The organism is Mycobacterium sp. TH-M106, from assembly GCF_057473765.1.
In genome coordinates, this window is the sequence record NZ_JBYCLE010000590.1 from 1 (window position 1) to 13244 (window position 13244).

The following is a 13244-nucleotide window of genomic DNA, read 5'->3' on the forward strand; positions in this document are numbered from 1 at the left end:
GTCAGCAGCTGGGCGGTCTCGCCGTCCCACTCGCCCGAGGCGAACTTGGCCAGCACGTGGTCGCGCACGTCGGGCGGCGCGTACGCCTTGACCAGCGCCTTCACCATGCCACCGCCGGTGCCCAGCGCGCAGCCCATCCCGATGTCGGCCTGATTGAGCAGATAATCGGCGGCGAATAGCATCAGAAACGGGCTCACCCCGGCGCGTGCGGCGTCGTCGCGCAATGCCCGCTTGGCTTGCAGGACCGCCCGCTTGGACTCGGTGAACGAGGTCGGCATGACCACCCGGCTGACGTCGTGACCCCACCGGTCGTAGCGTTCCAGCCGCGGCGGATTGCGGTCGGTCTCCTGCGCCCACCGCTCGACCGGCCCGCCCATCAGCTCGCCGATGCGCCTCAGATGCGGTTCGGCGAAGGCCAACTCATCGGGCCGCAGGTAGTAGGCCATCGTCAGGCACAGGGTCGGATCGATGGAATACCAGTTGAGGCCGACAGCGCCCGGATAGTTCTCCGTGCGGTAGCGCTCGGCTTTCTCGGGGGTGGCAAACGGCAGCCGGTCGACCGTCTCGATGTCGTATTCGCTGCGAGGACTCATGGAGCCACAGTATTACAGTTTCTCGTCGAATGAAAGGAAAATGTAATACCTGGTCAATCGGCCGGGGCCGTCAGCCGGTCGGCGGCGGCGGCGATCCGCTGGTCGGTCGCGGTCAGCGCCACCCGCACGTGCTTGGCGCCGGTGGGCCCGTAGAACTCGCCGGGTGCCACCAGGATTCCGCGCCGGGCCAGCCAATCGACGGTCTGCCGGCATGGCTCGCCGCGGCTGGCCCACAGATATAGCCCGCCCTCGGAGTCATCGACGGTGAACCCGGCCGACAGCAGCGCCGGCAGCAGCGCAGCGCGACGGCGGCCGTAGCGGTCCCGCTGCTTACGTTCGTGGGCGTCGTCGTCCAGTGCGGCGACCATAGCGGCCTGCACCGGCGTCGGCACCATCATCCCAGCGTGTCTGCGCACCGCCAGCAGCTCGGCCACCACGGCTGCGTCGCCGGCGACGAAACCCGCCCGGTACCCCGCCAGTGACGAGGTCTTCGACAGTGAGTGCACCGCCAGCAGTCCGGTGTGGTCGCCGTCGCACACCGACGGATGCAGCAACGACACCGGTTGCGCGTCCCAGCCCAGCCCCAGGTAGCACTCGTCGGAGGCCAGCAGCACACCGTGTTCGCGCGCCCAGCCGACGATCTCGCGCAGTTCGTCGGCGCTGAGCACCCTGCCGGTCGGATTACTCGGCGAGTTCAGGTACATCAGCGCCGGCGTCGCCGGGCCCAGTGCGGCCGGCGAGTCGGCGCGCAACGTCTGCATGCCCGCCAACCACGCACCGACCTCGTAAGTCGGATACGCCAGCTCCGGCACCACGACCAGCTGGTCGCCGCCCAGGCCGAGCAGCGTCGGCAGCCAGGCGATGAACTCCTTGGTCCCGATCACCGGCAACACTCCTGCGCCCGGGGCCTCGGCCAACCCGGTGATGCCGTAGCGGCGGTGCAGCGCGGCGACCACCGAGGCCCGCAGCGCCGGGGTGCCGGCGGTGGCCGGATACCCCGGTGCCTCGCCGGCGGCCCCCAGCGCGTCGCGGATGACGGGTGCGACGGGATCGACCGGCGTGCCGACGGACAAGTCGACGATGCCGTCGGGATGGGACCGGGCCAGCGCCGCCGCACCGGCCAGGGTGTCCCACGGAAACGCCGGCAGCAACGCCGACACTCTGCCGTGCCCGGGTGTCACGGGGGCGCTATGGACGGGGTTTGCATCGGTTGCCGATGGTAAACGTTCATGGGCAAGCCAGCCCGGCGCACCTGGAATGCTGCAATAATTTGCGGCATAATATGCCGCATGGAAACCACCGGGCGATCCACCACCCCCCGTCGCAAGTCGCTGCCGCTGACACCACGCGACCTCCACGATCTGGCGGTGCTGCGCCGGTCCCCGGTCCACCGCGCCGTCCTCGCAGAATTGGCCGATACGTCTCTCAGCGAAACCAGCAGCGATGCTGCCGTCCTGCACGCCATATGGGAAGCCGGTGTCCAAGCGGTCCTGGAGCGGGTCGAAGATGCCGGTTACGCACAGATATCCGCCGATCGTGAGCCCGCAGCCGAACGCAAAGCCCTCGCCCGCCGCCGCCGCCCGCCGTGGGCCAACGAGCAGTGACCTGGCCGCTCGCCCGCGGCCAGGTCGTCCGCGCCGACATCGGGCTCAGCGAACCGAAACTGTTCGTCATCGTCTCCAACAACCGCCGCAACCGCCGACTCGACGACGTACTCGCCGCACGTCTCACCACCAGCGCCAAGCCCACCATCCCCAGCATCGTCGAACTCACCAACGAAACCCTCACCGGCCGCGTCGTCTGCGACGACATCCTGCCGCTCTACCACGACGAAATCCGCGGCGTCGTCGCCACACTCTCCCCATCCACCATGACCGCCATCAACCACGCACTCGCCGCCGCACTCGACTTACCTCGCTAACACGAGGTCACGGGTCCGCGCGCCGGCGTCAGATCGGCCCCTATTCGCACCGTGTCCGACGCCGGCCGAGCCGAGCTGGCTCGATGGATCGCCGAGCCGCTCACCGGTCGGGGCAGCTCGCTGGCGAATGGGCGGCTGCGAGACCTGGCCGTCAAAGTTCGCGTCGCCGGATACGCCGATGCCGCGGTGGTTTGCGCCCAAGCCGCCGAGCTTCGCGCCCAACACGCCGGGTGCCTGGAGGTGTATCGCGCCCTGGAGAAACGACAGTTCCCCGATCCCGCCACACTGACCGGGGCTACACTGCACCAGCACCTGGTGCTCCGCGGCGGGATCCGGGCCGAGGAGAGCGCGATCGACTGGCTTGACGAAGTTGAAGCGGCACTGAGGTGAAGACGGCCCTGGGATGACTCCGATGACTAATGCGACCAACCCGTACCCGAACCTGTTGTCCCCGCTCGATCTCGGGTTCACCTCGCTACGCAACCGGGTGGTGATGGGGTCGATGCACACCGGGCTGGAAGACCGGGCCAGCGACATCGGCCGGCTGGCGGAGTATTTCGCCGAGCGGGCCCGCGGCGGCGTCGGGCTAATCGTCACCGGCGGCTACGCCCCCAACCGGGCCGGTTGGTTACTGCCGTTCGCCGCGCAGATGATCACCGACGCCGACGCCCGTCGCCACCGGCGCATCACCAAGGCCGTACACGAAGCCGGTGGCAAGATCCTGCTGCAGATCTTGCACGCGGGACGCTATGCCTACCACCCGTTCTCGGTCAGCGCATCGTCAATCAAGGCACCCATCAACCCGTTTCGGCCGCGAGCGCTCTCGCCACGTGCGATCGAGCAGACCATCGACGACTTCGTCCGCGCCGCAGGCCTGGCCCGCGACGCCGGCTACGACGGCGTGGAGATCATGGGCAGCGAAGGCTACCTGCTCAACCAGTTCCTGGCGCCGCGGACCAACAGGCGCACCGACGCCTGGGGCGGCAACCCGGCGAACCGGCGAAAGTTCTGCGTGCAGACCGTGGCGCGCACCCGGGCCGCCGTCGGGCCCGACTTCATCATCTGTTACCGGATGTCGATGGCCGACTACGTCGACGACGGGCAGAGCTGGGACGAAGTCCTCGCGCTGGCCACCGCCGTCGAGGAAGCCGGGGCCACCATCATCAACTCCGGCTTCGGCTGGCACGAGGCACGGATCCCGACCATCGTCACCTCGGTGCCCAACCACGCGTTCGTCGACATCAGCAGCGCGGTCGCCGCACACGTCGACATCCCGGTGGTGGCATCCAACCGGATCAACATGCCGCAGACCGCCGAACAGATCCTGACCGACACTCCCGTGCAGCTCATTTCCATGGCGCGGCCGATGTTGGCCGACCCGGACTGGGTGCGCAAGGCAATGCAGAACCGCGCCGACCAGATCAATACCTGCATCTCGTGTAACCAGGCCTGCCTGGACCGTGCGTTCGTGCACAAAAAAGCGTCCTGTCTGGTCAACCCGCGCGCCGGTCAGGAAACCAGGCTGGTCATCGGGCCGGTGCGGCAAGCCCGGCGCATCGCCGTGGTGGGCGCCGGCCCTGCCGGACTGTCCGCTGCGCTCACCGCGGCGCAGCGCGGCCATCAGGGGCCCTGTTCGAGGCGAGTGAGCATATCGGCGGCCAATTCGACTTGGCCAAGCGGATTCCCGGCAAAGAGGAGTATGCGGAAACGATCCGCTACTACACCGCGATGTTGGCCAAACACCTAGTGACCGTGCGACTGGGCAGCCCGGCTCGCGTCGACGAGCTGGCCGATTTCGACGAGGTGGTGCTGGCCACCGGTGTGCGGCCCCGGATTCCGGACATCCCCGGTATCGATCATCCGATGGTGATGACGTATGCCGAGGCGATCACCGGTCAGCCGGTCGGCGGCGTGGTGGCCGTGGTGGGCGCCGGCGGCATCGGCTTCGACGTGAGCGAGTTCCTGGCCACCGCTGTGTCGCCGACGCTGAACCTCAAGGAGTGGAAGGCCGAATGGGGCGCGGCCGACCCGTGGGAGGCACGGGGCGCGCTGACCCAGCCGGTTCCAGGCACACCGGCACGCCGGGTGTACCTGCTGGCCCGCACCGAGGGAAGGCAGGGCCGCAAACTGGGCAAGACGACCGGCTGGGTGCACCGTGCATCGGTGAAAGCCAAAGGTGTGCAGCAGATTTCCGGGGTTAACTACGAACGCATCGATGACGGTGGGCTGCATATCAGCTTCGGCTCGCAGCGATCACACCGTCAGCTGCTGGCGGTGGACAACGTGGTGATCTGCGCCGGCCAGGAGCCGGTGCGCGACTTGGAGGACGGGTTGCGCGCCCGTGGTATGAAGCCGCACATCATCGGCGGGGCCGCGCTGGCCGTGGAACTGGACGCCGAGCGGGCGATCCGGCAGGGCACCGAACTGGCCGCCCGCCTGTAGCGGCCTGTGCAGCGAGCGTGCGCAAAAACGGTCTCTCCCACGCGTGTCGGACCGGGAACGCGCACACTCGCGGGAGAGGGGCGCCTCAGCGCCCGAACAGGCCAACCGTGCCCGTGACCGCGACCGACAGGTTGGCGATGGTCGTGGTCGACTCCGGCACCGGTGTCGTCGCTGCCAACGTCAACGGCTCACGCAGCGCATACAGCTGGAACCGATAGTGGTGCACGCCGGTGCCCGGCGGTGGGCACGGACCGAGGTATTCCGCCTTGCCGCCGGAGTTCAGGCTGGCCACCGCGGCAGACGGCAGCGCGCCGTCGACGATCTCGGTGGTCGACGGCGGTATACCGGTGACCACCCAGTGCACATAGAGCCCGGCCGGTGCGTCGGGATCGTCGACCACCATGGCCAGCGACTCGACACCCTGCGGCACGTTCTGCCAGCGCAGCGGCGGCGGCACGTTACGGCCGTCGCAGGAGTACTCCGCCGGAATCTGCGTGCCGTCCGCGAACGCCGGGCTGGCCACGGCGAAACTGCCAGAGCGTGCCGTCGACGGCGACGCGGGCGCGCTGTCGGACGGCACATGACTGCCGCCGCATCCGGCCGTCGCGCACACCACCACCCCCAGCAGAGCCGATGCAAGTCTCATGGGCGTGTGTATACCTTGTTCACCGGCCGCTGGTGAAGCGGGGCGTAGGTGGTGGTGCGCTGCCGGGCCGGCCGGCCGATGCCCTCGGCGACGGCGGTCAGCTCGGCAATGGTCTTGGCGGACCCGTGCTCGGAACCGGCCATCCGGGAGATGGTCTCCTCCATCAGGGTGCCGCCCAGGTCGTTGGCGCCGCCGCGCAGCATCACCTGGGTGCGCTCCACGCCCAGCTTGACCCAGCTGGTCTGGATGTTGGCGATACGCCCATGCAGCATGATCCGCGCCAGCGCGTGCACGGCGCGGTTGTCGCGGTGACTCGGCCCGGGCCTTGCGCCGCCGGAGAGATACAGTGGCGAGCTCTGGTGCACGAACGGCAGCGGCACGAATTCGGTGAAACCGCCGGTGCGGTCCTGGATGCCGCGCAGCACGTTGAGGTGCCCCACCCAGTGCCGCGGGGAATCGACATGCCCGTACATCATCGTCGAGCTCGACCGCAGCCCCACTTCATGCGCGGTGGTGATCACCTCGATCCACATCGACGTGGGCAGTTTGCCCTTGGTGAGCACCCAGCGCACTTCGTCGTCGAGGATCTCCGCGGCGGTGCCTGGGATGGTGTCCAGCCCGGCCTGGCGCAGGCTGGTCAGCCACTCCCGGATGCTTAATCCGCTCTTGGCGGCCCCGTTGGTGATCTCCATCGGGGAAAAGGCGTGCACGTGCATCGACGGCACCCGCGCTTTGACCGCGCGCACCAGATCGGCGTAGCCGCCCACCGGCAACTCCGGGTCGATGCCGCCCTGCATGCACACCTCGGTGGCGCCGGCGACGTGCGCCTCCCAGGCCCGGTCGCCGACCTCCTCGGCGGACAGCGAGTAGGCGTCGGCGTCGCCCTTGCGTTGGGCGAACGCGCAGAACCGACACCCCACATAACAGATGTTGGTGAAGTTGATGTTGCGGTTGACCACGAACGTGACATCGTCGCCGACAGCATCGCGGCGCAGCGAATCGGCCAGTGCGGCAACCGCGTCCAGCGTCGGACCGTCGGCGTGGGCCAGCGCCAGATACTCGGCGTCGCTGCAGCCGGCCGGGTCGCGTTCGGCCGAGCGCAGCGCGGCCAGCACGTCGGTGTCGATGCGTTCGGGGGCGCGGCCGGCCAGTTCGTGCACCCGCTCGCGGATCGACTCCCAATCCCCGAACGCGGACTCCACGTCGCTGCGGGCCTCGGTGGCCCGCCCGTCGGTGTCGATGGCGGTGTGCAGGTCCACTCGGCCAGTGGAGGCGACGTCGTCGGGCTCCTGCCACGCCAGCCCGACCGGGGCGACGTCGCGGGCCCATCCGGTGGTGGGATCGGCCAGGGCCGTGACGTGTGGCTGCACCCGCGGATCGATCCAGGCCGAACCGGCACGGACATAGTCCGGCTGCGCGGCCAGCCGCTCCACCAGGTCGTAGCCAGCCCGCCCGGTGATCGCCGCCAGGTCGTCCAGCGCCGGCCAGGGCCGCTCGGGGTTGACGTGGTCGGGGGTCAGCGGCGACACCCCGCCCCAGTCGTCGACCCCAGCGCCGATCAACGCCAAACACTGGTCGGCGGAGACCAGGTTGGGCGGTGCCTGGATGCGCATCTTGGGTCCCAGCACCAGCCGCGCCACAGCGACGGTGGCCACGAAGTCGTCGAAGCCGGCGTCGGGTGTCGACGCCATCGCGGTGTTCTCCTTGGCCCGGAAGTTCTGCACGATCACTTCCTGGATATGGCCGAACTCCTTGTGTACCTTGCGGATTGCGTGCACGGTATCGGCGCGTTCCTCCAGCGTTTCGCCGATGCCGACCAGCAGCCCGGTGGTGAACGGGATGGAAAGCCTGCCCGCGTCGGCGAGGGTGCGCAGCCGTACCGCCGGATCTTTGTCCGGGCTGCCGTAGTGCGCCAGGCCCTTGGTCTCGAACAGTCGCGCAGACGTGGACTCCAGCATCATGCCCATCGACGGCGCCACCGGTTTGAGCCGCGACATCTCCGACCAGCTCATCACGCCGGGGTTCAGGTGCGGCAGCAGTCCGGTCTCCTCGAGCACCCGGATTGCCATCGCCCGCACATACGACAGCGTGGCGTCGTAGCCGCGTTCGTCGAGCCACTGCCGCGCCTCGGGCCAGCGCGCCTCGGGCCGGTCGCCGAGGGTGAACAGCGCCTCCTTGCAGCCCAGTTCCGCACCGCGGCGGGCGATGTCAACGATCTCGTCGGGTTCGAGGTACATACCCTTGCCTTGTGCCCGCAGCACGCCCGGGACCGTGACGAACGTGCAGTAGTGGCAGCTGTCGCGGCACAGGTGGGTGACCGGGATGAACACCTTGCGCGAGTAGCTGACCGGAAGCGCGCCGTTCGGCCCGCGCCGACCGGCGGATTGCAATCCGGCGTCGCGCACCCGTGCCGCGCTGGCGCACAGATCGGCCAGGTCGTCACCGCGGGCGGTCATCGCGGCCGCGGCTTCTTCGGCGTTGAGGACGACGCCGTCGCGGGCACGCCGAAGCACGCGGCGTAACGCTGACGCACTCGGTGTGGGTACCGGTGCGGCGGTCTGCCCTTCCCTCGGGGTCAGCGGCACGGTTGGTATAACTTGCGATCGACCGGAATTCCACCGGGCGTTGCGCGAAAATCCCGCGTGCGCCAGACGGGCCATACCGGACACAGTAACCACAGCCACGGCGCCCCCGCACCATCCACCAGGTAGATTCATCCGCATGTACGAGGGGGCGGGGCCCGGTTCCGGGCGGTCACTGCTGGCGGCAACCGCCGCGGTAGGCATCGTCGCCGCCACCGTGCTGGCGCCGCCGCTGACATCGCACATCGTCCCGACGATCGATCCAGCGGCTCAGCTGACGGCGGCAGCATCCGAGATCGCCGACACCGCCGCACTGGCGCTGGCGGCCGAGCCCACGTCGATCGGCGACGCCATCATCGGCTTCTACCTCACCGTCGAACCGTGGACGCAGTACGGCGCCACCCTGGCCTCGTGGGCCGTCGGCTGGGTGCCGTTCCTCGGCCTGCTGGCCCCACAGATCACTTTCTTCTACGACCTCGACGAGGCCGTCGTGCGGAGCCTGGTGTTCAACACCGCCTATCTGCTGGATGGAACCGTCGACCTGAGCCAGGCGCTGAGCAATATCGGCAGCGCCACCTCCACCGCGTGGCACGATTTCGTCGACACCCAGGCCAGCTGGCTGCACAGCCTGCTGCCGCCGCCCCCGCCCGATTCACTCGCCGATGTGTCCGGGCTGCCTGGCCTGCTTAGCCCGTTCGATCTCGGTGCGCCGGACCTGCTAAGCCTGCCGAGCCTGCTCCCCTGATCCCTGCAGTGCGGCCGCCGACCGCCGGCGCCGCCACAGCAGCCACGCCGGCGGCGTGGCGCCCAACACGATCATCACCAGCACGCCGTAGGCCATCACTCCCCGACCACCGAAAATGAGGTCGTCGCCGGGGCCGCCAAGCGTCATTGCCGCCACGGTGACCAGCCAGGTCCACAATGGCAGCGCGGCCAACCGTGGCGACGCGGTCCAGTGCAGGCCGGCCCAGACCAGGGCGGCGTTGACCACACCCCCGATCAACGCGCTGACCGGGAACGGAGCCGATCCGACGTAGGCGGGCAACAGCAGTGCGGTGGCCACCGCGCAGAGCACCCCGTCGACCGCCAGCAGCGACATCACCACGAAACGGACCGCCGGGCGCCCGGCGGCAATGGTGCCGGCGGCGCCAGCGGTGGTGGTGTCCGGGAGCGACTCGACACCCGGCCCGGTTGCGGTCAAAGTCGGTACCCCTGGATGTGACGGTGCGTGGCCGGAAGCCTACCGGGTGATGCCCGTGGTCAGGTCGAGCCCCGCGAGCAGGTCCGTTTCCCAGCCCCGCTCGTCGCGTTGGCCCGCGGCACCGGTAGCCAGGATGTAGTGCTCACTACTCAGGAACGGCAGCGCCAGATTGTTCGACAGCGCGAATGCCCGCCCGGTGGGGCCGACGGTGACCTGGGTGGCGTGCGCCCGTGCAGCCGCTACCTTGGCGGGCAACATCTCCGCGGCGTCGATGACGGCGTCGATCGACTCGTCGGGGTAGCCCCCGGCCGCGCTGTCGTCGGCGGGCAGCACCCACTGCGGCAACAGATCCGACGAATCCAGGCCACACCGGCCGGCTTGGACCGCGCTGGCCGCTATCACCGTCCAATAGAACTTCGGTGTAGCCCAGGGCCGGCCGGGATAGTCCGTGCCTCTGGCGGCGGCAGCGGCCGCGGTAGCGACCAGGTGGGTGTGCACGTGATCGGGGTGCCCGTAGCCACCCAGCGGGTCATAGGTCACCACCACATGCGGGCGCAGCTCACGGATGATCGCCACCAGAGCGCCGACGGTCTCCTTGTCGTCGGCGTCGACGAACCGCTGCCGAGGCCGCGCCGGCGTGCCCGCCATGCCCGAGTCACGCCAGCGGCCCGCGCCGCCGAGAAAGAACGGCTCGCCGGCGCCCAGGGCGTGCAGCGCGGCGGTGAGTTCGCCGATGCGATAGCCGCCGAGCTGGTCGGCGTGGTCTACGGCCAGCCGCGCCCAGCGGTCGCCGATAACCTCACCCTCCTCGCCGAGCGTGCAGGTCACCACCTGCACCCGCGCGCCGCGGGCGGCGTAGTGGGCGATGGTGGCCCCGGTGGTCAGTGTCTCGTCGTCGGGGTGAGCATGCACGAACAGCAGCCGGGGTGTCTCCTGATACGGCATGGTCGAACTCTACCGTCGCGGTATCCGTGCCCCGCCCGGCTCGGACGTGCAATCAGCCCGGGAAGAGGCCGCTCAGCAGACTCAAGTAGTCGTTGGTCCCGACAGCCTGCACGATGGCAGTGAAGTCGTCCGGGGTGAGCCCGAGCGCGGTGGCCCACTGGGCCTGACTCAGGCCTTCGGGGTCGAAGTTGGTGAGCAGGCTGGCCTGAATGGCACCGGGGTCGAAGTTGGCGCCCAGCAGGCTGTTCAGCGAGTCCTCGTTGTCGGCCAGCGCCATGTTGCTGAGGCTGTACATGAAGTCGGCGAGGTCACTGGTGGGGCTGCCCGCACCGAACGCCTGATTCACCGCGGCCTCCTGAGCACTGACCAGGTAGCTGTTGAGGGCCAATTCCGCGGCAACGACGCCGTCGGTGAAACCCTGGTAGGCCGCCGGAAGACCCGCTATAGCGTTGGCTACCGCCGCAGCCGCGCTGGCGCCGACGGCATCTGCGCCCTGGGCGTCGGAACCGAAGTCGCCACCGGGCGTGATGCCGGCGTCAATCGGGACAATGCCGTTGATCGCGCCGTCGCGCAGAGCCTCTGCCACGGAGCCCGCACCGAACAGGCTACCCAGCACGTTCTGGTCGAGCGTGGTGTCGTCGGCGTTGAGCGCCGGGATGTCGATGGTGTTGAAAGTGCCACCGTCGCCGCCGAAGATCGCTGCACCCGGGTCGACGTCGTGGTGGGCCAGATCGAGGTCGGCGTTTCCCCCCAGCTCTTGCTGAACGAGATCGTAGAAAGCGCTGACCTGCGAGTGGTGCAGGTCCGATACGTCTGCGACCAGGTCGGCGTCACGCACTTGGACGTCGGGCAGGACTGACTTCACCCCGGGGGTCGCGACAACAAAACCGCAGGCGGCAAGGGCCGCGCCCGCAGCGATGCACCGGCGGGTAACCTGCTCCATCGCCCATCCTTCCCCTCATGGTCAGCCTGAAGTGCTTAACATTAACGCATAGTCGACTGTGTGGCAACAGACATGACTGTTATATCGGGGCCAGATCCTGACACGCCGGCAACACCCGTGTGCAACCGACCCCGGCGGCGACCGGCAACGGTTCTAGGGAGTCTTCACCCAGGTGCCGGCATTGCCGACGATGCCGACCGGCACCGCCCCGGAGAGACTGACATTCCGCACGCTGGGACCGGCGGCGACGATCGTGGTGTCCTGCAAGATCGGCAACACCGTCGCCATATTCCACAGCCGCGGCTCCACGGCCGTGATCACCTCGCTGATGGGCTTACTGCCGTCCATGGCCGCGTCGATGTTCGACTGGATGCTGTGATCGCAGACGCCGGTGATGTTCGACGGCGCCCGCACCAGCGCCCCGGGATCCGACGGGGCAGACGGCGTGGTCGATGCCGGGCCGGGCGCCGGTGTGCGCGGCGGTGCGGCCGAAGACGCTTCAGCCGCCGCAGACGCGGTGGCCGTCATATCCGGGGTGGACACCGCCGTCGCGCGCAACGCCCGGCAGCCGTAGCGGGAGGCGAGCAGTGTCGCCAGGTCACCGCCGGCCTGCTGCCAGCCGACCACGGCGTCAACCTGATTGTTGATCAGCGCCTCTCGGTACAGCCGCACCGGATCCAGTGCTAGCACGGTCGCGGCGATCCCGACGTTGCGCAACTGGTCAGCGGCGGTATTGGCCACCGCCACCGAGGTCGGGTCGTTGGCCGCGACGCCGATGACCAGCGAAAGCTGCTCGCCGTCGATGCTGATCCGACCGCGGGTGATTTCCGGGGGACGTGGATGCGCGGGTGCAGCCGCTGCCCCGGACGGTGGGGTCAGCGACGAGGGCGGTGCGTTCTTCTCGACCCGGTAGCCCGACATTTCCAGCAGCCCAAGTGCGGCAGCGGTCGTCATCGCCGGCGGTGCGGTCGGCACATAGCCGGGATCGCTGGGCGCACGGACCTGGGCCTGGTCCAACGTGACGGTGTTGTCGCTGCCGGCGCCCACAGTGGCCAGCAGGTCGACGTCGAGCAGCCCCAGGATCGCCTTGCGGACCTGTACATCCGCCAGCTTGGGTTGATTGGCCCGCAGCGCCAACTCCATCACCCGCGGGGTGTCGATCCGATTAGTCCGCACCGCCGGGATAGCCGACAGCTGTGCGAACGCCGCCGAACCACCGTGCACTTGGGCCAGTTGGGTGTCGCCGTTGCGGATCGAATCGGCCAGCGCCGCGGGTGGCCCGGCCCGGCGAAACAAGATCAGGTCCGGTTTGGCCGGCGGGCCCCAGTACCGGTCGTTGCGGGCGAGCAGGATCGCGTCGCGCTGCGGGTCGATGTTCTCCACCCGGAACTGCCCGCCGGTCACCGGCAGCGTCCGGGCCAGCCCGGCCGGAAACCCGCCCGGTACGTCTTTGACGATGTGCGCCGGCAGGATGTTGCTGAACAGCTCTCGCCACGCCGGGTAGGGCTGGGAAAACGTGACGACGGCCTGCTTACCGCCCTCGACCGAATGCACCCCGGTGATCAGGTCGTAGCCCGCCGGGTCGACCACGCCCGGCTGGGTGACCATCTGCTGCCACAGATACCAGAAGTCGTCCGCGGCGATCGGGGCGTTGTCGGTCCACGACGCCTCGGGCCGGATTTTGTAGGTGACGGTGAACGGCGTGTTGCCGGTCACCTCGGCCGACACCAGCAGTGTCGGGTCCATCTCCCAGCGTGAGCCGGTCGCGGTGTCCGGATCCGGCACCGGCCGAAACGCACTGGGCAGCACCAGCGCACTGACCGCCGCGGTCACCGCCGACAGATCCGAGACCAGGTGCGGGTTGAACCCGGCGCCGATCGAGTCGACACCCATGATGACTTGGCTGATCCGCACCGGCGGCGGGGGGACGTTTTCGGTGGTGCGGGTGCTCTGCGGCGCCGGCGGCGGGTT

The 13244-nt window shown here is 69.0% G+C and carries 11 protein-coding genes and 2 pseudogenes; 5 read left to right on the forward strand and 8 right to left on the reverse strand.

All coding sequences use genetic code 11. The annotated features are described in order from the left end of the window. Together AC2VOP_RS19995 and dapC are read right to left on the reverse strand one after the other, a co-directional pair. Positions 1 to 593 (reverse strand): acyl-CoA dehydrogenase family protein (locus AC2VOP_RS19995; RefSeq protein ID WP_486962586.1); only part of this gene is annotated, 593 nt, incomplete at its 3' end. A 53-nt stretch (positions 594 to 646) separates the two neighbouring features. Continuing rightward, positions 647 to 1753, reverse strand: a complete 1107-nt coding sequence (dapC, locus tag AC2VOP_RS20000) for a succinyldiaminopimelate transaminase (RefSeq protein ID WP_486962596.1) — start codon at positions 1751 to 1753, stop codon at positions 647 to 649. A gap of 129 nt (positions 1754 to 1882) precedes the next feature. Between dapC and AC2VOP_RS20005 the strand changes: the two genes are divergently transcribed. The 4 genes and pseudogenes from AC2VOP_RS20005 (at position 1883) to AC2VOP_RS20020 (ending at position 4956) form a co-directional block, all read left to right on the forward strand. Next, positions 1883 to 2197 carry a hypothetical protein gene (locus AC2VOP_RS20005; protein ID WP_486962587.1) on the forward strand — a complete coding sequence of 105 codons (315 nt, stop codon included), beginning with the start codon at positions 1883 to 1885 and terminating at the stop codon, positions 2195 to 2197. Next, positions 2194 to 2514, forward strand: coding sequence for a type II toxin-antitoxin system PemK/MazF family toxin (locus AC2VOP_RS20010; protein WP_486962588.1), 321 nt, complete (start codon positions 2194 to 2196; stop codon positions 2512 to 2514). The genes AC2VOP_RS20005 and AC2VOP_RS20010 overlap by 4 nt, the downstream gene beginning before the upstream one ends. Before the next feature lie 42 nt (positions 2515 to 2556). Continuing rightward, positions 2557 to 2904, forward strand: a pseudogene (locus tag AC2VOP_RS20015) (virulence activator alpha C-terminal domain-containing protein); the annotation flags it as partial. Between the two features lie 22 nt (positions 2905 to 2926). Continuing rightward, positions 2927 to 4956: pseudogene (locus AC2VOP_RS20020) on the forward strand (2,4-dienoyl-CoA reductase FMN-binding domain-containing protein). A gap of 85 nt (positions 4957 to 5041) precedes the next feature. Here AC2VOP_RS20020 and AC2VOP_RS20025 read toward each other — a convergent pair. Then, entirely contained in the window at positions 5042 to 5602 is a 561-nt protein-coding gene (locus AC2VOP_RS20025; protein ID WP_486962589.1) for a YbhB/YbcL family Raf kinase inhibitor-like protein, read from the reverse strand. Then, on the reverse strand, positions 5599 to 8187 hold the full coding sequence (locus AC2VOP_RS20030) for a bifunctional FO biosynthesis protein CofGH (protein ID WP_486962590.1): 2589 nt from the start codon (positions 8185 to 8187) through the stop codon (positions 5599 to 5601). Before AC2VOP_RS20030 ends, AC2VOP_RS20025 begins: the two co-directional genes overlap by 4 nt. A 136-nt stretch (positions 8188 to 8323) precedes the next feature. On the opposite strand from AC2VOP_RS20030, the gene AC2VOP_RS20035 reads away from it, so the two are divergent. Continuing rightward, positions 8324 to 8929 (forward strand): hypothetical protein, encoded by a 606-nt coding sequence (locus tag AC2VOP_RS20035; RefSeq protein WP_486962591.1) that lies wholly within the window; start codon positions 8324 to 8326, stop codon positions 8927 to 8929. On the opposite strand, the gene AC2VOP_RS20040 is transcribed toward AC2VOP_RS20035, so the two are convergent. The 4 genes from AC2VOP_RS20040 to AC2VOP_RS20055 form a co-directional block, all read right to left on the reverse strand. Continuing rightward, positions 8903 to 9385 (reverse strand): hypothetical protein, encoded by a 483-nt coding sequence (locus tag AC2VOP_RS20040; protein WP_486962592.1) that lies wholly within the window; start codon positions 9383 to 9385, stop codon positions 8903 to 8905. The two genes, AC2VOP_RS20035 and AC2VOP_RS20040, sit on opposite strands and share 27 nt — an antisense overlap. A 39-nt stretch (positions 9386 to 9424) precedes the next feature. Beyond that, complete coding sequence (gene mshB, locus AC2VOP_RS20045) at positions 9425 to 10330, reverse strand: N-acetyl-1-D-myo-inositol-2-amino-2-deoxy-alpha-D-glucopyranoside deacetylase (RefSeq protein WP_486962593.1); 906 nt, start codon at positions 10328 to 10330, stop codon at positions 9425 to 9427. A gap of 52 nt (positions 10331 to 10382) precedes the next feature. Further along, entirely contained in the window at positions 10383 to 11273 is an 891-nt protein-coding gene (locus tag AC2VOP_RS20050; RefSeq protein ID WP_486962594.1) for a hypothetical protein, read from the reverse strand. A gap of 153 nt (positions 11274 to 11426) precedes the next feature. Continuing rightward, positions 11427 to 13244: ABC transporter family substrate-binding protein (locus AC2VOP_RS20055; protein ID WP_486962595.1), on the reverse strand; the 1818-nt coding region annotated here is incomplete at its 5' end.